This window comes from Thioalkalivibrio sp. XN8 (genome assembly GCF_011058255.1).
GTDB lineage: Bacteria > Pseudomonadota > Gammaproteobacteria > Steroidobacterales > XN24 > XN24.
Window position 1 is genome coordinate 1 of the sequence record NZ_JAALFH010000034.1, and the last position, 17,692, is coordinate 17,692.

Here is a 17,692-nt window from a genome sequence, read left to right on the forward strand (position 1 = left end):
GGGAGGCGGCCGTGGCGGCGGCGGGCGCGCCGGGCGGGCCGCCCACGGCCGGCATCGCGGCAGTCGGTTTCGTGCTGGGCACGCTCGGCATCGGCCTCGGTTATCCCGGCCAGCCGCACGTGGTGAACCGCTTCATGGCATTGCGTAATGAACGGGCGCTGCGCGACGGCCGGGTCATCGCGCTGAGCTGGGCGGTGATCATCTATGCCGGCATGATCACGCTCGGCTTCGCGGCGCGCGCCCTGTACGGGCCGGCGCTGCCCGACGAGCAGGTGCTGTTCGAGACGGCCGGCCGGCTGTTCCCGCCGGTAGTGGCGGCGGTGATGATCGCCGCGGTACTGTCGGCCATCATGTCCACGGCCGACAGCCAGCTGCTGGTGGCGGCATCCTCCGCCAGCCACGACCTGCCCCGCGGCGGCGGCAGCCTGTGGGTGTCGCGCCTGGTGGTGGCGCTGATCAGCGTGCTGGCGGTGGTCATTGCGGTGCAGCTGCCGCAGAGCATCTTCGCCCGGGTGCTGTTCGCCTGGGCGGCGCTGGGCGCAGCCTTCGGGCCGCCGTTGCTGGCGCGCCTGGCCGGGCTGGCGGTGCCGCCGGCCGCGGTGTTCGCCGCCATGGCGGTCGGCTTCGGCGGCACCCTGTTGTTCTATTGGCTGCCGAACACGCCGGGCGACTGGCTGGAGCGGCTGGTGCCGTTCGGCGCCGGACTGGCGATCTGCCTCGTGGCGGCGCGGCGGCGGGTGGCGGCATGAGGCGGGACCGGCGCATTCGGCTGCTGCTGGCCGGGGTGGTGCTGGTCGCGCTGGTGCTCTTCGCCGGCGCCCTGCTGGCCGTGGCGGACACGGTGCTGTCGATCCTGCAGCGCCTGCAGGACGGGCCCGCGGCCTTGTACTACGGCTTCCTGGCGTTGCTGGCCGCCGGCGGCGCGCTGGCCGCCTGGCTGTTGTGGTGGCTGCTGGCGCCGGTGCGGCGCCGGCTGGAGCAGCCGGCCGAGCAGGCGGGGCCGCCCGACGAGGCGTCGCTGCGGGAACGCCTCGAGGCGGAACGCGCCGCCGGCGGGGACGTCGCGGCGATCGAGCGGGAACTGGCCGAGCTGAGCCGGCGCCGGGAGGGCGGCCGGCTGTACGTGGCGATGTTCGGCGACGCCAGCGCCGGCAAGAGTTCGCTGGTCCAGGCGCTGGTGCCGGACGCGACGCCGGAGCGGGCGGTCACCGCGGGCACCACGCGCGCGGTGAAGCATTACCAGTGGCGGTTGTCCTCGGGCGACGTGGTGGAGCTGGCCGACGTCCCCGGCAGCGGCGACGAGGCGGCGCTGGAGGCGGCGGCCCTGGGCGAGGCCATGCGGGCACACCTGGTGATCTATGTCTGCGAGGGCGACCTGAGCCGCAGCCAGCACGAGGACGTGCTGGCGCTGGCGCAGGTCGGCAAGCCGCTGGTGCTGGCGGTCAACAAGGCCGACTGGTATGCCGAGGAAGACCTGCAACGCATCGTGGCGCGGCTGGCGGAGCGCCTCGGGGAGCTCGACCCGGCCCCGGCAGTGGTGCCGGTGGTGGCCGGCGGCACCGAGCGCGTGCTGCAGCCCGACGGCCGCGGCGGCGAGACAGAAGTGGAGCGCCCGCGGGCGCCGCGGGTGGAGCTGCTGCGCGAGGCCCTGCAGGCGGAACTCGACCGGGCCCCCGCGGCCCTCGATGCACTGCGCGATGCCTCGGTCTTCCGCCTGGCGGCGGCCCGGCTGGAAGATGCTGCGGCCCTGCGGCGGCGCGAGCAGGCGGCGCAGGTGGTGTCCGACTACACGAAGAAGGCCGTCATCGGCGCGCTGGCGGCGGTCAGCCCCGGCACCGACGTGCTCATCCAGGGTTATCTCGGCACGGCCCTGGTCAAGGCCCTGTGCCAGATCTACGGCGTGCCGGCGCGCGAGATCGACATCCAGCGCTTCCTCGATATCGCCCAGGGCTACGTCGGGCGCGCGGTGCCGCTGGTGCTGGCGATTGCGGGCAACGTGCTGAAGGCGTTCCCCGGCGCGGGCACGGTGGCCGGCGGGCTGGTGCACGCCGTGGCCTACGGGATCGTGTTCGATGCGATGGGCAAGGGGCTGGCCCGCAGCCTCGAGACCACGGGTGAACTGCGACCGGCGGCAGCGGCCCGCAAGGTGGGAGACGAGTTCGGTGAAGAAATCGGCAAGAAAGCCCGGCAGCTGGCTCGGCTGGCCCTGGAAGCGCAGCGCGAAAGCCGCGACTGAGGCCGACCCGGCGACGCCGGCGCCGGCGGGCGAGCGCCACCTTGCGCTGGCGCAGGACAGCCTGCGCCGGCTGCTCGACGACCCTGGCCTGCCGGTCGGCGTCCGCGAGGCGCTGGCGCCCGAGTTCGCCGAGGTCGAGCGGATGCTGCAGAAGCTGGAGCAGGGCGAGATCCACATCGCGGTGCTCGGCGAGGTCAGCGTCGGCAAGTCGTCGCTGTTGAACGCGCTGCTCGGCGAGGCGCGCTTCGCCACCAGCGCGCTGCATGGCGAAACGCGGGAGACGGCCGAGGCGCGCTGGCAGGAGACCCGCTCGGGCCAGGTCTGCCTGCTGGATACGCCCGGCATCAACGAGGTCGGCGGCGAGGCGCGCGAGCGCATGGCGCGCGAGGTGGCGGAACGTGCCGACCTGGTCCTGTTCGTGGTCGACGGCGATCTCAACGCGTCCGAGCAGGCGGCGCTGGAGCAGGCCCTCGCGCCGGGCCGGCCGGTGGTGCTGGTGCTCAACAAGGCCGACCGTTACACCGCCGAGGAGCGCGCCCAGCTGCTCGCCCGCCTGGCGGAGCGCACCCGCGGGCGGCTGCCGCCGGAGCAGGTCGTCGCGGCGGCCGCGGACCCTGCGCCGGCCCGCCGCATCGTGCTCGGCCCCGACGGCTCCGAGCGCGAGGAGCGTACCGTGCTGCCGCCCGACGTCGAGGCGTTGCGCGAGCGCCTGTGGCAGATTCTCGAGCGCGAGGGCGACACCCTGTCGGCGCTGACCGCAGGCCTGTTCGCCGGCGAGGTGAGCGAACGCGTGGGGCGGCGGGTGGTCGAGCTGCGCCGGGAAGCCGCCGGGCGCCTGGTGCGGCAGTACTGCATCGCCAAGGGCGTCGCGGTGGCCATCAACCCGGTGCCGGCCGCCGACCTGCTGGCGGCGGCGGCCATCGACGCCGGCATGGTGTTTCACCTGTCACGGCTGTACGGCCTGCCGCTGAGCCGCGCCGAAGCCGGCTCGCTGGTCACAGTGATCGCCACCCAGATGACCGTGCTGATGGGGACGGTCTGGCTGACCCACCTCATCTCGGCGGCGCTCAAGGCCGGCACCGCGGGCCTCTCCACGGTGTTCACCGCCGGCGCCCAGGGCGCCGTGGCCTACTACGGCACCTACCTGATCGGCCGCGTGGCCGAGGAGTATTTCGCGCGCGGCAAGTCCTGGGGCGCGGGCGGGCCCAAGGCCGTGGTGCAGGAGATCCTCGAGAGCGTAGATCGCGATTCCGTGCTGGCCCAGGCCCGCGCGGACCTGGCCGGCCGGTTGCGGGCCCGCGCCTAGCCGCCCGGGCGACGCCTGTTACACTCGGCTCCCCCTGGCGATGGTGCATTCACTGGTGCGTCGCAGCGTGTCCCGCAAGCCCTATATCTGCTTTTCGCATGGCAAGGAGAGCGGCCCCTGGGGCAGCAAGATCGCCGCCATGGCCGACCTGGCGCGGGACCGCGGCTTCGAGCTCGACAGCATCGACTACCGCGGCCTGGACGAGCCGGCCGCGCGGGTCGCGCGGCTGGTCGCGCACTGCCGGCCCCTCGAGCGGCCGCTGGTGCTGGTGGGCTCGAGCATGGGCGGCCACGTCGCCGCCGCCGCCTCGGCCGAGCTGGAGGACGTGCGCGGCCTGTTCCTGATCGCGCCGGCCTTCTACATGCCGGGCTACGAGGCGCTGACGCCGCAGCCGCGGGCGCGGCGCATCGACATCGTGCACGGCTGGCGCGACGACATCGTGCCCGCGGACAACAGCATTCGCTTCGCCCGCGAGCACGGGGCCACGCTGCACCTGATCGACGGCGACCACCGGCTCACCGATCACCTGTTCGAGGTCAACCGGTTCTTCAACTGGTTCCTCGACCACGTCTGACCCGAGTCATCGCCACGCCAGCTGGAACCTGGCCGCGGAGCCGGCCCCTGTAGGGTCCCCTTCGCTTGGAAATCTGATGCCGCTCAGGGGACCCTACAGGACCCGGCCCCGCTGCAATGCTTCAGGGACCCGACGCCGACAGCGCACCAGGGCTCGGTGGCTGGTTCCGGCACGCGCCAGCTCGGCTCGGGAACAGGGTGCAGTTACTCGGGTCGCGGCCACGCCGGACCGGGCCGACGCCGGGAGGGCCTGATCTGCTGAATTCCTGGCCGCGTGCCCGGTCCGTGCAGGCTTTGAGGTGGCAGCGGGGGCGTGACATGCATGGCGCCCTGAGCGGCATAAGAATTCCAAGCGAAGGGTGCCATGCATGGCGCGGCCCTGCGGTCAGGTCTTCAGCGGGCTTCAGGGGCCGGCCCCGCGGCCAGGTCTTACAGGAACCCTAGGAGACCGCGTACCTACTTCCGCTCGGCGATCGCCTTGGCCGCGATCCGGTCGATCGCCCCGGGCGCGACGATCTTGAGGAAGCGCCCCAGCTTGCCGCGCCACGAGGTGATGAGCAGGCGCTGGCGCTTCGCCATGGCCGGGATCATCAGCGCGGCGCATTCCTCCGCTGTCATGATCTTCGATTCCTGCATCGGCGTTTCGCCCAGCGGCCGGCCGTGGCCGTCCAGCGCGCGGCGGTGAATCTGGGTGACCACGAAGTCGGGGCAGATGGTCGTGATCGTGACGCCGGTGTCCGCCAGCTCGATGCGCAGCGAGTCGAAGAAGCCGATGACCGCATGCTTGCTGGCGCAGTAGACGCTGCGCGACGGCACGCCGGTCAGCCCGGCGATGCTCGCCACCGGCACGATCCGGCCGTGCGCGGCCTTGAGGTGCGGCAAGGCCGCCATGGTCAGCGTCACCAGCGAGAAGAAGTTCAGTTCCATCACGTCGCGGACGATGGCCGGATCCTCGATCTCGTCGACCCGGGCCCACATGGTGCGTCCGGCATTGGCCACCAGGGTGTCGAGCCGGCCGAAGCGCTCCATGGCGGCGTCGACCAGGTGGTGGCAGTCCCCGGGTCGCGTCAGGTCGCCCGGCACGACCAGCACCTCGGCGCCCGCCTGGCGGCAGGTGTCCGCGAGCGACTCCAGCCGCTCCGCGTTGCGGGCCGAGAGCACGAGCTTCGGTCGCTGCGGCGCCAGTGCCTCGCACAGCGCCCGGCCGATGCCTTCGGACGCGCCCGTGACGACGACGACGTTGTGGGTGAAGGTGTTCATTGGACCGGCCTGCTGCAGGTGGAGGCCTGCTACGCTAGCATTTCGACACGCCCACAGTCAGCTGCGAGGCAAGCGATGAAACTGGAAGTACTGGTCCTGTCGGCCGCGTTGGCGCTGGGCGCCGGATGTGCCGAGCGCCCTGAGCCGCCGCCGGTCGAGGAGACCGTGTTCAAGGAGCAGGTGGAAGCGCTGGACAAGGCGCGGGAGGTCGAGGCGCAGCTGGAGCAGCGCCAGCGCGAACTCGACCGGCAAGTGGAGCGCGACGGCGGAGGCGGGAGCTGATGCAGAGGATTCCTGAACCGGAGCTGATGGATGACGAGGGGCAGGCGCGGGCTTATGCCGAGGCTGATTTCGAGGAGCCCAACAGGCGCTTCGCGGAGCTCTACACCGAGTTCGTGGGCACCTTGCGACCGGGCGCCGCGGTGCTCGATCTCGGCTGCGGGCCGGGCGACATCACCCTGCGGATCGCCGCCGCGCATCCGGAGATCGAGATCCACGGCCTGGACGGCTCGGCGGCCATGCTGGCTTTCGGCCACGCCGCGCTGGCCGCGCGCCCCGAACTCGCCACGCGGGTGTCCTTCATCGAGGGGCTGGTACCCGACGCGGTGTTGCCCTGCGCGCGCTACGAGGCGGTGTTGTCGAACAGCCTGTTGCACCACCTCCACCAGCCCGAGACCTTGTGGCGCATGGTCCGCGACCGCGCTCGTCCGGGCGCGCCGGTGCTGGTGATGGACCTGATGCGCCCGGCCGACGAGGCGGCGGCGCAGGCGCTGGTGGACGAATACGCCGGGGGAGAACCCGAAGTGCTGCGCCGGGACTTCTACAATTCGCTGCTGGCGGCGTTCGAGCCGGGAGAAGTGCGCCGGCAGCTGGAGCTCGCGGGGCTGGGCGGGCTCGAGGTGCTGCCGGTGAGCGACCGGCACCTCCTGGTGCGCGGGCGCGCCTGAGCCGCGCCGCCGGGGTCAGGCGCCGAGGGCATCGACAAAGCGCTTGCGCCAGGCATGGATGTCGTTGGCGCGCAGCACCTCGAGCATCGCGGCATGCCGTGCCTGCCGTTCCGCCAGCGGCATCTCGGTGGCCTTGAGGATGGCGTCGGCCACGCCGACGGCATCATAGGGATTGACCAGCAGCGCCTGCTCGCCGAGCTCCGCCGCGGCCCCGGCGAGCTCGGACAGCACCAGGACCCCGGGATCGGCGGGGTCCTGCGCCGCAACGAACTCCTTGGCGACCAGGTTCATCCCGTCGCGGATCGGGGTCACCAGCCCGATGCGCGCGACCCGGAAATAGCCCATCAGCATCTTCCGCGATATGCCGCGGTTGATGTAGCGGATGGGGGTCCAGTCGGGCTCCGCAAAACGCCCGTTGATATGGCCGGCCGACTGCTCCAGCTCGTGGCGGATCTCGTCGTAGGCGCGCACGCCGGTGCGGGTCGGCGAGGCGATCTGCAGGAAGACGAGCTGCCGGTGGCTGGCGGGATGGCGCGCCAGCAGGGTCTCGAAGGCGCGGAAGCGCTCCGGCAGCCCCTTGCTGTAGTCGAGGCGGTCCACGCCGATCACCAGCTCACGCTCGACGAGGTCGTGGCGCAGGCGCTGGACGCTGGCTGAGGCGATTGCCGCCTCTGCCTGCTGCACCGCCTCGCCGACGTCGATGCCGATGGGGAAGGCGTCGACCCGGATGCGGCGGTCCAGCGCCGTCACCCGCCCGTCGCCGTCCCGTTCGCCGCCCAGGCCGGCGCTGCGCAGGCAGCCGAGAAAATTCTCGCAGTCCTGGCGGGTCTGGAAGCCGACCACGTCGTACTGCGCCAGCGCGCGCAGCAGGTGCTCATAGCCGGGCAGTGTGCGGAGCACGTCGTAGCCCGGGAAGGGCACGTGCAGGAAGAAGCCGATCGGCTGCGTGACACCGGCGCGGCGCAGTTCCTGGGCCAGCGGGATCAGGTGGTAGTCGTGGACCCAGATGTGGTCGTCCGGGCGGAGCATCGGCCGCAGCTTGCGGGCGAACAGCTGGTTCACGCGCTGGTAGGCCTCGTGCTGGGCCTGGTCGTAACGCAGGATGCCGAGCATGAAATGCAGCAGCGGCCAGAGCGTGCCGTTGCAGTAGCCGTTGTAATAACTGTCGAAGTCCGCCTTGCTGATGTCGACGGTGGCGAAGGTGATGTTGCCGCGCCGCTCCAGGCGCGGCTCGGAGGGCTCGCCGTGACAGGTCTTGCCGCCCCAGCCGAACCAGATGCCGCCGCTCTGGCGCAGGGCGGCGAGGATGCCGACGGCGAGCCCGCCGGCGGTCTTGCCGCCGGAGGGTGGCGCCACACGATTGGAGATGGCGACCAGTCGGCTCAAAACGCATCCTCCCACGGCTTGCTCAGGCGAATGGCGCCGAGAATGATCCCGACGAGGCTGTAGGTCTGAGGATAGTTGCCCCAGAGCTCGTCCGTGGCCACGTCGAGGTCTTCGGACAGCAGGCCGAGGCGGGTCCGGCGGCTGAGCATGTCCTCGAACAGCGCCCGCGCCTCGTCCTTGCGGCCGATCTCGGCCAGCGCGTTGATGTACCAGAAGGTGCAGATATTGAACGCGGTTTCCGGTTCGCCGAAGTCGTCGGCCTCGCCGTAGCGGAACATGTGTCCGCCGCGCAGCAGCTTGCGCCCGATGCAGTCCACGGTGCTGCGGAAACGGGGGTCGTCGCCCTGCAGGAAACCCAGGTCGCTGATCAACAGCATACTCGCGTCCAGGCTCTTGCCGCCGAAACTCTCGGTGAAGCAGCCCTGGTCCTCGTCCCAGGCGCGCTCGCAGATCACCGCATGGATCCGGTCGGCAGCGCTGCGCCATTCGTCTGCCTTTTCGGCCTCGCCGAGATGGGCGGAGATGCGCGCCAGCCGGTCACAGGCGGCCCAGCACATCATGCTGGAGAAGGTGTGCACGCGCGCGCGCCCCCGGTACTCCCAGATGCCCGCGTCAGGCTGGTCGAAGAGCTCGATCGCGCGGCGGCCGACCTGCTCGAGCAACTCGAACTGCTCCGCGCCGGCAGGGGCATTGAGACGCTCGTCGAAGAAAGCTTGCGCCGAGGACAGCACGACCGAGCCGTAGACATCGTTCTGCACCTGCTCGTAGGCCTGGTTCCCGACCCGCACCGGCCCCATGCCGCGGTAGCCCGGCAGGTGCGGGACTTCCGTCTCCGTCAGGTCGGTTTCGCCGCTGATGCCGTAGACCGGCTGCAGTCCGCGGCCGTCGCCGGCGGCCGTGACATTCAGGATCCAGCCGAGGTAGGCCTCCATCGTCCGGGTCGCGCCAAGCCGGTTCAGGGCGTGCACCACGAAGAAGCTGTCCCGCAGCCAGCAGTAGCGATAGTCCCAGTTCCGCCCCGTGGACGGGGCCTCCGGGATGGAGCTGGTGATGGCTGCAATAATTGCGCCGGTATCCTCGTAGGAACAGAGCTTCAGGGTGATTGCCGCCCGGATGACCGCTTCCTGCCACTCGAAAGGCACTGCCAGGCCGCGCACCCAGTCCTGCCAGTAGGCGCGGGTCTGCTCGAAATGGTGGCGGCTGCCGCGGGAGACCGACTCGGGCAGGCTCTCGTCCGGGCCGAGGATGAAGCTCAGCGGCCGGGTCAGGCGGAACGGCCGCTCCTCGCGCACATGGGTGAGGGAGGCGTCGGTGGTCAGGCGCAGGGTCAGGTCCGGCAGCACGTAACGGATGTGGTTGCTGCCGAAAGTCTGGCGGGCATCTTCCCCGCCGTAGTGGCCGGCGGGACGCAGCCGCACGACGACCCGCGGCGCGCCCGCGACGGGCTCGAGATGACGCACGAACATGTAGGGATGGAAGGTGCGCTCGAACTGCTCGTAGCGCGGGGCGAAGTCCGTCAGCTTGACACAGCCGCCATGGCGGTCGTAGAGCCAGGTCTGCAGGATCGGCGTGTTCCTGATGTAGGCCTGCTCGGCATGGGCGAAATCCTCCAGCTCGATCTCGAACACGCCGCGCTCGACCTGCTCCTGGTCACCCATCATCAGGGCGCAGAACACCGGCTCCGCGTCAAAGCGCGGCATGCAGGACCAGACGTAGCGGCCGTGCCCGTCCACCAGGGCGCTGACCTGGCAGTTGCCGATCACGCCGAGTTCGAGGCTGCTTTCAGGACGCTGGTACATGGATGGACTCCGTGCTTGCATTGAGCCAGTCGCGCACGGCCGCCACGTCCGTGGCGACGATGTGCGCGGCGCTGCCGTCGCGCGGCGGCCCGACGCGGATCGACAGGCCGGCCCGGGCGTTGACGGCCCGAAAGCCGTCCTCGTCGGTCAGGTCGTCGCCCACGAAAACCGGCCGGCGCCCGGCGAAGGGCGCCTCCTCGAGGAAGGCCAGTATGGCGGTGCCCTTGTCCTGGCCCGACGGCTTGAGCTCGAGCACCATCTTGCCGCGCTGGACGTGAAAGTCCGTGCCGGCGGCCTGCTCGGCGAGCGCCATGTGGCGCTCGCACTCCGCGGCCAGTGCCGGGGCGTTGCGGTAATGCAGGGCCAGTGCGGCGCCCTTGTCCTCCAGCAGCAGGCCCGGGGCGGACTGGACGAAGCCGACCAGCTCGGCGCGCGCCGCCGCGATCCGGTCGGCGTAACCCGCGGGATAGTGGACGCGCCCGTCCGCATCCCGGCGCTCGAGGCCGTGCAGGCCCGCGGCCGGCAGGCACAGGGGCGCGAAGATCCGGTCGATGCTGGCGATCGAGCGGCCGCTCACCAGCGCCAGCGCGCCGTCCAGCGCGCGTGCGGTGGTCGCCAGGGATCGTCGCAGTTCCGGCTCGGCCCGCACCTCGTCCGGGTGGCGCTCGATGTCCACCAGCGTGCCGTCGACGTCGAGGAACAGGGCCCAGCGGCGGTCCCACGCGGGCAGGGTGGCCGTCATTTCCATGCGCCAAGGGTACTGGCGGCGCGCGCCGATTACCAAGCAGGGGCGCCGGCGAGTCGCCGCTGACGCGGACCCGCCGGGCGGGTACACTCGCTGGCCTCATGTACCCATGGCACGGAATCTGGCGGCTCTCGCTCTGGCTCACGAGGAAGCTGCTGTTCCTCTGGGTGCGCACGCGCACGCTCGAGACGCAGCTGGAGCGGGTGGGGGCGCTCGCCGGGACGCCGGTCTGTTACGTGCTGGAGCATCCCGGCATGGCGGACATGGCGGTGCTGGAGCAGGAGTGTATCCGGCACGGGCTGCCGCGCCCGAGCGCGGGCCTGGTGCTCGGCGAGCTGCGGGAATGGCGTGCCGTCGCCTACCTGCGCCGCAAGCCGCGCCGCAGCCGCAAGGGCAAGCCGGGCCGGCTGGAGCGGCTGGCGGCCGCGGTGCAGGCGGGCCAGGTGCAGGACGTCGCGGTGGTGCCGGTCTCGATCTTCTGGGGCCGCTCGCCGGACAAGGAGCGGGGGCTGTTCCAGCTGCTGTTCTCCGAAGGCTGGGCGCTGGTCGGCCGCCTGCGCAAGCTGTTCATGATCATTTTCCACGGCCGCAACGTGCTGGTGCAGTTCAGCGAGCCGGTGATGCTGTCGCAGCTGGTCGAGCAGGGGCCCAACCCGGCGCTGGTCGCCCGCAAGCTCGGCCGGGTGCTGCGGGTGCACTTCCGTCGCCTGCGCATCGCCACGATCGGGCCGGACCTGTCGCACCGGCGCACGCTGCTGAATCAGGTGGTGAACTCGGAGTCGGTGCGGCGCGCCATCCGGCGCTACAGCGAGGCCAACAAGCAGCCGATGCACAAGTCGGTGCAGCGGGCGCGGCGCTACGCCAACGAGATTGCGGCCAACTACAGCTACACCACGGTGCGCATCGGCGAGCGGGTCCTGACCTGGCTGTGGAACCGCCTCTACGACGGCATCGAGGTCAGCGGCGTCGACCGCCTCAAGGCCGTCTCGGAGGGCAACGAGGTCATCTACGTGCCCTGCCACCGCAGCCACATCGACTACCTGCTGCTGTCCTACGTGGTGTACCAGAACGGCCTGGTGCCGCCGCACATCGCGGCCGGCGTCAACCTCAACCTGCCGGTGATCGGGCCGATCCTGCGCACCGGCGGCGCGTTCTTCATGCGCCGCAGTTTCCGTGACGACCCGCTGTACGCGGCCGTGTTCCGGCGTTACTTCGCCCTCAACCTGGCCAAGGGCGTGGCCATGGAGTATTTCATCGAGGGTGGCCGCAGCCGCACCGGCCGCCTGTTGCCGGCCAAGCCGGGCATGCTCGCGATGACGGTACGCGCCTACCTGCGCGAGCCGGTGCGTCCGGTCGTGTTCGTGCCGGTCTATTTCGGTTACGAGCGCCTGTTCGAGGGGCGCTCCTATGTCTCGGAGCTGTCGGGCCGGCCGAAGGAAAAGGAGACCGTGCTCGGCGTGCTCAAGGCGATCCGCCAGCTGCGCCGCGAGTTCGGCCGCGTGCACGTGAACTTCGGCGAGCCGTTCTTCCTCGACGAGATGTTGCAGCGACACCGGCCCGGCTGGCGCGAGGAGCCGGTCGAGGAAGACGAGCGCCCGGGCTGGACCGGTCCGGTGGTGGAGCAGCTCGGCGAAGAGATTCTCGAGCGCATCAACGCGGCGGCCGCGGTGAGCCCGGTGAACCTGCTGGCCATGGTCCTGCTGGCGACGCCGCGGCAGAGCATGGTGGAGCAGCCGCTGGTGCGCCTGCTGGAACTGTTCGCCGACATGCTGCGCCAGGCGCCCTACGATCCGGCCGTGACGGTCACGAGCAAGGGCGGCGCGGAGATGATCGCCTATGGCGAGCGTCTCGGCCTGCTCGAGCGCCGTCCCCACCGGCTGGGCGACATCATCTCGCTGGCGCCGCAGGAAGCGCTGCTCGCGACCTACTTCCGCAACAACGTCACGCACCTGTTCGCGATCCCCTCGCTGGTCGCCTGCTGCTTCATCGACAAGCCGGTGCAGGCGGTGGGGCGCGTCCGCGGCCTGGCGCGCATGGTCTACCCCTACCTTGGCGGCGAGCTGTTCCTGCGCTGGGCCCCGGAGCAGGTGGATGCCGAGGTGGACCGCGTGATCGAACTGATGGCGGAACGGGGTTTGCTGCGGCGCGACAACGAGGGCGACGAGCCCTGCCTCCGCCGGCCCGAGCCGCATACGCCCGAGGCGATCCAGATGTGGCTGCTGGCGCAATGCTCGGTGCAGACACTGGAACGGTTCTACATGACCGCGGCCCTGCTGGCGAAGCACGGCTCCGGCACGCTGCGCCCGGCGCAGCTGGAGGACCTGTGCCACCTGATGGCGCAGCGCATGTCGATGTTGTTCCAGTTCAGCGCGCCGGAGTTCTTCGACAAGAGCCTGTTCCGGGGTTTCATCGGCCGACTGCGCGAGAACGGCGTGTTGCGCACCGACGAGACCGGCCTGCTCGTGTTCGACCAGCGCCTGGTGCGAGCCATGGAAGACGCCCGCCAGTTTCTCGGCGACCGCCTGCGTAACGACGTCCTGCAGGCGATGAATCTCTGAGTTCACCCGCGCGTTTTTTTGCTGCGGCGCAATGCGCGACCCCCGCCGCCGCGATCCTGCGCTCGCCTCGTCTTGGTATCCGCGCAACAGCCTTTATCGCGGGCGCGGCCTTTCGCACCTGCAATTGATCCAAGATGTTGTTTTCGGCGCACGAATTCTGTAAGAGTAGCGGGACGCACCGGCACGGGCCGGTGGCGGGCAACGTGCGAGACACATTCAAGACAAAGAACCGGGGAGTCCTTAATGAGCGCGCAACCCTCCAGGGCCCGTCCGAGTAACGGACGACTCCTGGCGACCGCAATCGCGGCCGCTTTTGCTGCAAGCTACGCCGGGCCTGCATCGGCAGTGCCAATCCAAACTGAGAACTGGTCAGGCAGCTGGGACACCACGGTGACGCTCGGCGCACTGTGGCGTGTCCAGAGCACTGACTGCCGGCTCGTCGCCAATGCCAACGGCGGCTGCGGCCGCAGCGCCAACGGCGACGACGGCACCCTCAACTACGGCAACGGCCTGGTGTCGAACGCACTTCGGGTGACGTCCGAGATGGAGCTGCGGTTCCGGGACTCCTGGGGCTTCTTCGTCCGGGGCACCGGCTTCACCGACTGGGAGGTCGGCGACACGCTGCGCACGGAACTGTCCGATGCGGCCAGGGATGAAGTCGAAGAGGATATCGAGCTGCTCGACGCCTTCGTCTTCGTGCCCTTCGAGCTCGGCAGCTGGCCCGCCGAGTTCCGCGTCGGCCAGCAGGTGATCAACTGGGGCGAAAGCACGTTCATCCAGGGTGGTATCAACATCACCAATCCCTTCAACGTCGCCCAGCTGCGTGTGCCGGGCGCCGAGCTGCGCGAGGCGCTGGTGCCGCAGGGCATGGCGTCCCTCAGCTTCTCGCCGACGCTCAACACCAGCATCGAGGCGTACTACCAGTACCAGTGGGAAAAGGTCGAGCCGGACCCGGCCGGCAGCTACTTCTCCACCAACGATTTCGCCACCAAGGGCGGCACGCACGTGATGCTCGGCTTCGGCGCGTGGGGCGACCTGGGCACGGACTTCTCACCGCTGGGCGGGAGCTTCGACCCCGATTTCAACTTCGTGCCCCGCGGCGCGACCAGCGAGCCGGACGACGGGGGCCAGTACGGCCTCGCCTTCCGCTACTTCGCCGAGAACTTCATGGGCGGCATGGAGTTCGGCGCCTACTACATTCGCTACCACAGCCGGTTGCCGCTGCTGAACGGCCTGACCGGCACGCAGGCCGGGCTGGGCAATGCCGCAGCGGTCGCAACGGCGGCCCAGGCGACCGCGATCGGCCTCGCTTCCGGCCTGTCCTTCGACGCGGCGGTGAACACCGCCACGGCGCAGGCGCTGGCCACGGCGGCGAACCTGGGCGGCGACATCACCGAGGCCAGGGTTCGCGACCGCGCCATCGTGGCCGGGAACGTGTTCCTGGGCAATGCCGCGGCGCTATCGCCGCTGGCGAGCTCCTTCGCCTCCGACGAGCTGGCGCAGACGTCGCGCTACACCGTGCTCTACCCTGAGGACCTCGACCTGTGGGGCTTCAGCTGGAGCGGCTACCTCTTCAACACCGGCATCGCCTGGCAGGGCGAGGTGTCCTACAGGCCCGACGCCCCGTTCCAGGTGGACGATGTGGAGCTGCTGTTCGCGGCGCTCTCGCCGCTGGACGGCCTGAGCCCGAACCCGAACCTGTGCCCGACCAACCCGAACGGCGCCGTCGGCGCGCTCGGCTGCTTCAACCAGCTGGGTCCGTACGGGCTGAACCAGGTCATCGACGGCGTGGTGGAGCTCGACGCCTGGCAGGCCCAGACGACCTTCACCTACCTGTCGGGCCCGGCCCTGTGGGCGGACACGGGCGCCTTCGTGCTGGAAGTGGGCATGAACTACGTGCCCGACCTGCCCGACACCAACACCGGCGGCCCGAACGGCGTCGGCCTGCGGCTGGAAGGTCCGGGCACGGTGATCTCGGGCAACGCCGCCCTGGCCAGTTCACATTTCGGCGAGGTGGATCCGCGCAGCGCCTTCCCGAGCAAGACCTCCTGGGGTTATCGCTTGCGCGGCGCGCTGATCTACAACAACGCGATCGGCCCCTGGACGATGTCGCCAGTCGTAGGCTGGAGCCACGACGTCAACGGCGTCTCGCCCGGTCCCGGCGGCAACTTCATCGAGGACCGCACTTCGTTGTCCGTGTCCCTGAAGGGCACGCTCCGCAACAAGTACGAAGTGGAACTGGGCTATGCCCAGTTCGGCGGCGCCGGCAGGTACAACCAGACCAACGACCGCGACTTCATTTCGCTCACGGGCAAGGTCTCGTTCTAAGAATTCGAGGAGAGTCAGACATGACACGCAACAGAATCAAGCAGGCCCTGGCAGCGCTGGCGCTGGTCGGGCTTGCCGCGCCGGCGGCGGCCCAGGGCCTTTCTCCTGCCGAGGTGGCGCGCCTGGGCAACGACCTCACCCCGCTGGGTGCGATTCGCGCCGGCAACGAAGCCGGCACCATTCCCGAGTGGACGGGCGGCATTCGGAGCGCGGCCGAGGCCGGGTTCCCGGACTTCCAGTCCGGCGGCCATCACCCGGATCCCTTCGCCGACGACAAGCCGCTGTTCCGCATCACGGCGGCCAACATGGATGAGTACGCCGACATCCTCACCGAGGGCCACAAGGCCATGTTCCGGGCCTATCCGGAGTACTTCATGGAGGTGTACCCGACCCGGCGCAGCGCGGCGGTGCCGGAGCGCATCTACGATGCCACCAAGCGTATTGCGCCCAACATGCGCCTGATCGAGGGCGGCAACGGTTTCAGCGGCGGCGCCGAGGGCATTCCCTTCCCGGTTCCGCAGAACGGGCTCGAGGCGATCTGGAACCACATCGTGCGCTATCGCACCGACAGTGCCCGCCGCACCATCGGCCAGGCGCCGGTGACCCGTGACGGCAACTACACCATGGTGATGTTCACGGACGAGTATCTCGGCGCCTATGGTCTCGAGGGCGCCAAGGAAGAGGAGCTCGACAACGTCATCGTCTACTTCAAGCAGACCGTGACGGCCCCGGCCCGCCTGGCCGGCGAGGTGCTGCTGGTACACGAGACGCTGAACCAGGCCAAGGAGAACCGCAAGGCGTGGCTGTACAACCCGGGCCAGCGCCGCGTGCGCCGGGCGCCGAACGTCGCGCACGACAACCCGCGCACGGCCTCGGACGGCCTGGCCACCTCGGACCAGCTCGATATCTTCAACGGCAGCCCGGAGCGCTATAACTGGGAGCTGGTCGGGCGCAAGGAAATGCTGATCCCGTACAACAGCTACAAGCTGCACAGCAACAAGCTGAAGTACGACGACATCCTCAAGCCGCTGCACATCAACCAGGCCCATGCGCGCTACGAGCTGCACCGGGTGTGGGTGGTGGATGCGACCGTCAAGGAAGGCACGCGCCACGTCTACAAGCGGCGCACCTTCTACATCGACGAGGATTCCTGGCAGGCCATGGTCGTCGATTGCTACGACAACCGCGACCAGATCTGGCGCGTGCAGGAAGCGCATTCGATCAACTACTACGACGTGCCAAGCTTCTGGACGACGCTCGAGCTGACCATGGACCTGCAGTCCGGTCGTTACCTGGCCATCGGCCTCAATAACGAGGAGCCGGTGACCTACGACTTCAGCCCGAACTACACGCCGGAAGACTTCGCGCCGGCGATCCTGCGCCGGTCGGGCGTCCGCTAGCCGGGGAGGGCCGGGGCGCCGACCGCGTCCCGGCCCGCCGCCCTGGCGGGATTCATCAAGACTGCAACCTGGGGGCGCAGCGCTTTTGTCCAGACTCGTGCATGGCCTGCTGATCGGCCTCCTGCTGGCGGCTTTTTCCGTCCCGGCCCGAGCCGTTTGCGAGGACCCGGTTCCCGAGGGCGAGTGGTCCGTCCTGATGCCGCTCGCGTCCCAGTCGCTGATGCTCGACATCGGCCAGGCCGGCGATGACCTGGTGGTGGTCGGCGAGCGCGGCCACGTACTGATCAGCCATGACCAGGGCGTGACCTGGGAACAGCAGCGCACGCCCACGCGCACGCTGCTCACCGCGGTCTGGTTCCATGACCGGCAGCTGGGCTGGGCCGTCGGGCACGACGCGGTCATCCTGCGCACCGAGGACGGCGGCGAGAACTGGTGCCGCGTGCACTTCGCGCCCGAGCTCGAATTCCCCCTGTTCGATGTCTGGTTCGCCGACGAGAGCAACGGCTTCGCGGTCGGCGCCTACGGTTACTTCCTGCGCACCTCCGACGGCGGCACGACCTGGGAGGAGGAGATGCTGGAGCTGGTCGAGCCCGAGCCCGAGTCCGTGGACGAGGCGGTTGAGCAGGGCGGCGAAACCGACGATTACGCCAGCGAGGACGACTGGGAGGACGACCTGCCGGCCGACCTGCACATGAATCGCATCGTCAGCGACGCCAGGGGCCGGCTGTACATCATGGCGGAAGCCGGTACGGTGTTCCGTTCCGGCGACCAGGGCTATACCTGGACGGCGCTGGCGCCGCCCTACGACGGCTCCTTCTTCGGCGGCGTCACGCCCGACGACGAGTCGCTGCTGGTGTTCGGGCTGCGCGGCAACATGTTCCGTACCTGGGACGGCGGCGAGACCTGGAGCGCCGTCCGCCTGCCGGTGGACACCTCGCTGTTCGGCGGCGCGCGCCTGGCCGACGGCAGTGTGCTGGTCGTCGGTACGGCGGGCGTGATGTTATACAGCCGCGAGGGCGGGAGTTTCAGCCTCCACCAGCGGGGAGACCGGAAGGCGCTGATGTCCGCCTTCGGCCTGGATGACGGCACCGTGATCGTGATCGGCGAGCCGGGCGTGGAACGCCTCGACCGCCGCGCCGAAGGGATGGAGTAAA

Annotated in this window: 13 protein-coding genes and 1 pseudogene; 10 read left to right on the forward strand and 4 right to left on the reverse strand. The window is 70.0% G+C overall.

Annotation, left to right across the window (positions count from 1 at the left end; all coding sequences use genetic code 11):
- From G6N75_RS03935 to G6N75_RS03950, 4 genes and pseudogenes are all read left to right on the forward strand, one after another.
- Positions 1–749 (forward strand): annotated as a pseudogene (locus G6N75_RS03935) (hypothetical protein); the annotation flags it as partial.
- Positions 746–2,236 (forward strand): GTPase, encoded by a 1,491-nt coding sequence (locus G6N75_RS15210; protein WP_165346803.1) that lies wholly within the window; start codon positions 746–748, stop codon positions 2,234–2,236. The pseudogene G6N75_RS03935 and the gene G6N75_RS15210, both read left to right, overlap by 4 nt.
- Positions 2,163–3,542, forward strand: a complete 1,380-nt coding sequence (locus G6N75_RS03945; protein ID WP_346765483.1) for a GTP-binding protein — start codon at positions 2,163–2,165, stop codon at positions 3,540–3,542. The genes G6N75_RS15210 and G6N75_RS03945 overlap by 74 nt, the downstream gene beginning before the upstream one ends.
- Positions 3,543–3,582: 40 nt before the next feature.
- Positions 3,583–4,116, forward strand: coding sequence for an alpha/beta fold hydrolase (locus tag G6N75_RS03950; RefSeq protein ID WP_165346807.1), 534 nt, complete (start codon positions 3,583–3,585; stop codon positions 4,114–4,116).
- A 455-nt stretch (positions 4,117–4,571) separates the two neighbouring features.
- On the opposite strand, the gene G6N75_RS03955 is transcribed toward G6N75_RS03950, so the two are convergent.
- The gene (locus G6N75_RS03955) at positions 4,572–5,375 is read right to left on the reverse strand and encodes an SDR family oxidoreductase (RefSeq protein WP_165346809.1); all 804 of its coding nucleotides are present in this window, start codon (positions 5,373–5,375) and stop codon (positions 4,572–4,574) included.
- Between the two features lie 75 nt (positions 5,376–5,450).
- Here G6N75_RS03955 and G6N75_RS03960 point away from each other — a divergent pair, with 75 nt between their 5' ends.
- Positions 5,451–5,657, forward strand: a complete 207-nt coding sequence (locus tag G6N75_RS03960; protein WP_165346811.1) for a hypothetical protein — start codon at positions 5,451–5,453, stop codon at positions 5,655–5,657.
- Positions 5,657–6,322 (forward strand): class I SAM-dependent methyltransferase, encoded by a 666-nt coding sequence (locus G6N75_RS03965; protein WP_165346813.1) that lies wholly within the window; start codon positions 5,657–5,659, stop codon positions 6,320–6,322. Before G6N75_RS03960 ends, G6N75_RS03965 begins: the two co-directional genes overlap by 1 nt.
- Positions 6,323–6,337: 15 nt before the next feature.
- On the opposite strand, the gene G6N75_RS03970 is transcribed toward G6N75_RS03965, so the two are convergent.
- Genes G6N75_RS03970 through otsB form a run of 3 tightly spaced genes read right to left on the reverse strand, consistent with a single transcriptional unit; the run spans position 6,338 to position 10,255 of the window.
- On the reverse strand, positions 6,338–7,708 hold the full coding sequence (locus tag G6N75_RS03970; RefSeq protein ID WP_165346815.1) for a trehalose-6-phosphate synthase: 1,371 nt from the start codon (positions 7,706–7,708) through the stop codon (positions 6,338–6,340).
- Complete coding sequence (locus G6N75_RS03975) at positions 7,705–9,507, reverse strand: glycoside hydrolase family 15 protein (protein WP_165346817.1); 1,803 nt, start codon at positions 9,505–9,507, stop codon at positions 7,705–7,707. The genes G6N75_RS03970 and G6N75_RS03975 overlap by 4 nt, the downstream gene beginning before the upstream one ends.
- Positions 9,491–10,255 (reverse strand): trehalose-phosphatase, encoded by a 765-nt coding sequence (gene otsB / locus G6N75_RS03980; protein WP_165346819.1) that lies wholly within the window; start codon positions 10,253–10,255, stop codon positions 9,491–9,493. Before otsB ends, G6N75_RS03975 begins: the two co-directional genes overlap by 17 nt.
- A 98-nt stretch (positions 10,256–10,353) precedes the next feature.
- Here otsB and plsB point away from each other — a divergent pair, with 98 nt between their 5' ends.
- The 4 genes from plsB to G6N75_RS04000 all read left to right on the forward strand — a co-directional run bounded on the left by plsB (position 10,354) and on the right by G6N75_RS04000 (position 17,691).
- Positions 10,354–12,810, forward strand: a complete 2,457-nt coding sequence (gene plsB / locus G6N75_RS03985; RefSeq protein WP_165346821.1) for a glycerol-3-phosphate 1-O-acyltransferase PlsB — start codon at positions 10,354–10,356, stop codon at positions 12,808–12,810.
- 243 nt (positions 12,811–13,053) lie between these two features.
- The gene (locus G6N75_RS03990) at positions 13,054–15,138 is read left to right on the forward strand and encodes a DUF1302 domain-containing protein (RefSeq protein ID WP_240900922.1); all 2,085 of its coding nucleotides are present in this window, start codon (positions 13,054–13,056) and stop codon (positions 15,136–15,138) included.
- Between the two features lie 20 nt (positions 15,139–15,158).
- Positions 15,159–16,538 carry a DUF1329 domain-containing protein gene (locus G6N75_RS03995; RefSeq protein WP_165346825.1) on the forward strand — a complete coding sequence of 460 codons (1,380 nt, stop codon included), beginning with the start codon at positions 15,159–15,161 and terminating at the stop codon, positions 16,536–16,538.
- A gap of 85 nt (positions 16,539–16,623) precedes the next feature.
- Entirely contained in the window at positions 16,624–17,691 is a 1,068-nt protein-coding gene (locus G6N75_RS04000) for a YCF48-related protein (protein WP_165346827.1), read from the forward strand.
- Position 17,692 lies beyond the last annotated feature (1 nt).

Bases quoted from the DNA above. Each gene is read 5' to 3' on its own strand.
- G6N75_RS15210 (WP_165346803.1), top strand. From the start codon at position 746: ATGAGGCGGGACCGGCGCATTCGGCTGCTGCTGGCCGGGGTGGTGCTG.
- G6N75_RS03990 (WP_240900922.1), top strand. From the start codon at position 13,054: ATGAGCGCGCAACCCTCCAGGGCCCGTCCGAGTAACGGACGACTCCTG.
- G6N75_RS03995 (WP_165346825.1), top strand. From the start codon at position 15,159: ATGACACGCAACAGAATCAAGCAGGCCCTGGCAGCGCTGGCGCTGGTC.
- G6N75_RS03975 (WP_165346817.1), bottom strand. From the start codon at position 9,507: ATGTACCAGCGTCCTGAAAGCAGCCTCGAACTCGGCGTGATCGGCAAC.
- G6N75_RS03955 (WP_165346809.1), bottom strand. From the start codon at position 5,375: ATGAACACCTTCACCCACAACGTCGTCGTCGTCACGGGCGCGTCCGAA.
- G6N75_RS03950 (WP_165346807.1), top strand. From the start codon at position 3,583: ATGGTGCATTCACTGGTGCGTCGCAGCGTGTCCCGCAAGCCCTATATC.
- plsB (WP_165346821.1), top strand. From the start codon at position 10,354: ATGTACCCATGGCACGGAATCTGGCGGCTCTCGCTCTGGCTCACGAGG.
- G6N75_RS03965 (WP_165346813.1), top strand. From the start codon at position 5,657: ATGCAGAGGATTCCTGAACCGGAGCTGATGGATGACGAGGGGCAGGCG.
- otsB (WP_165346819.1), bottom strand. From the start codon at position 10,255: ATGGAAATGACGGCCACCCTGCCCGCGTGGGACCGCCGCTGGGCCCTG.
- G6N75_RS03960 (WP_165346811.1), top strand. From the start codon at position 5,451: ATGAAACTGGAAGTACTGGTCCTGTCGGCCGCGTTGGCGCTGGGCGCC.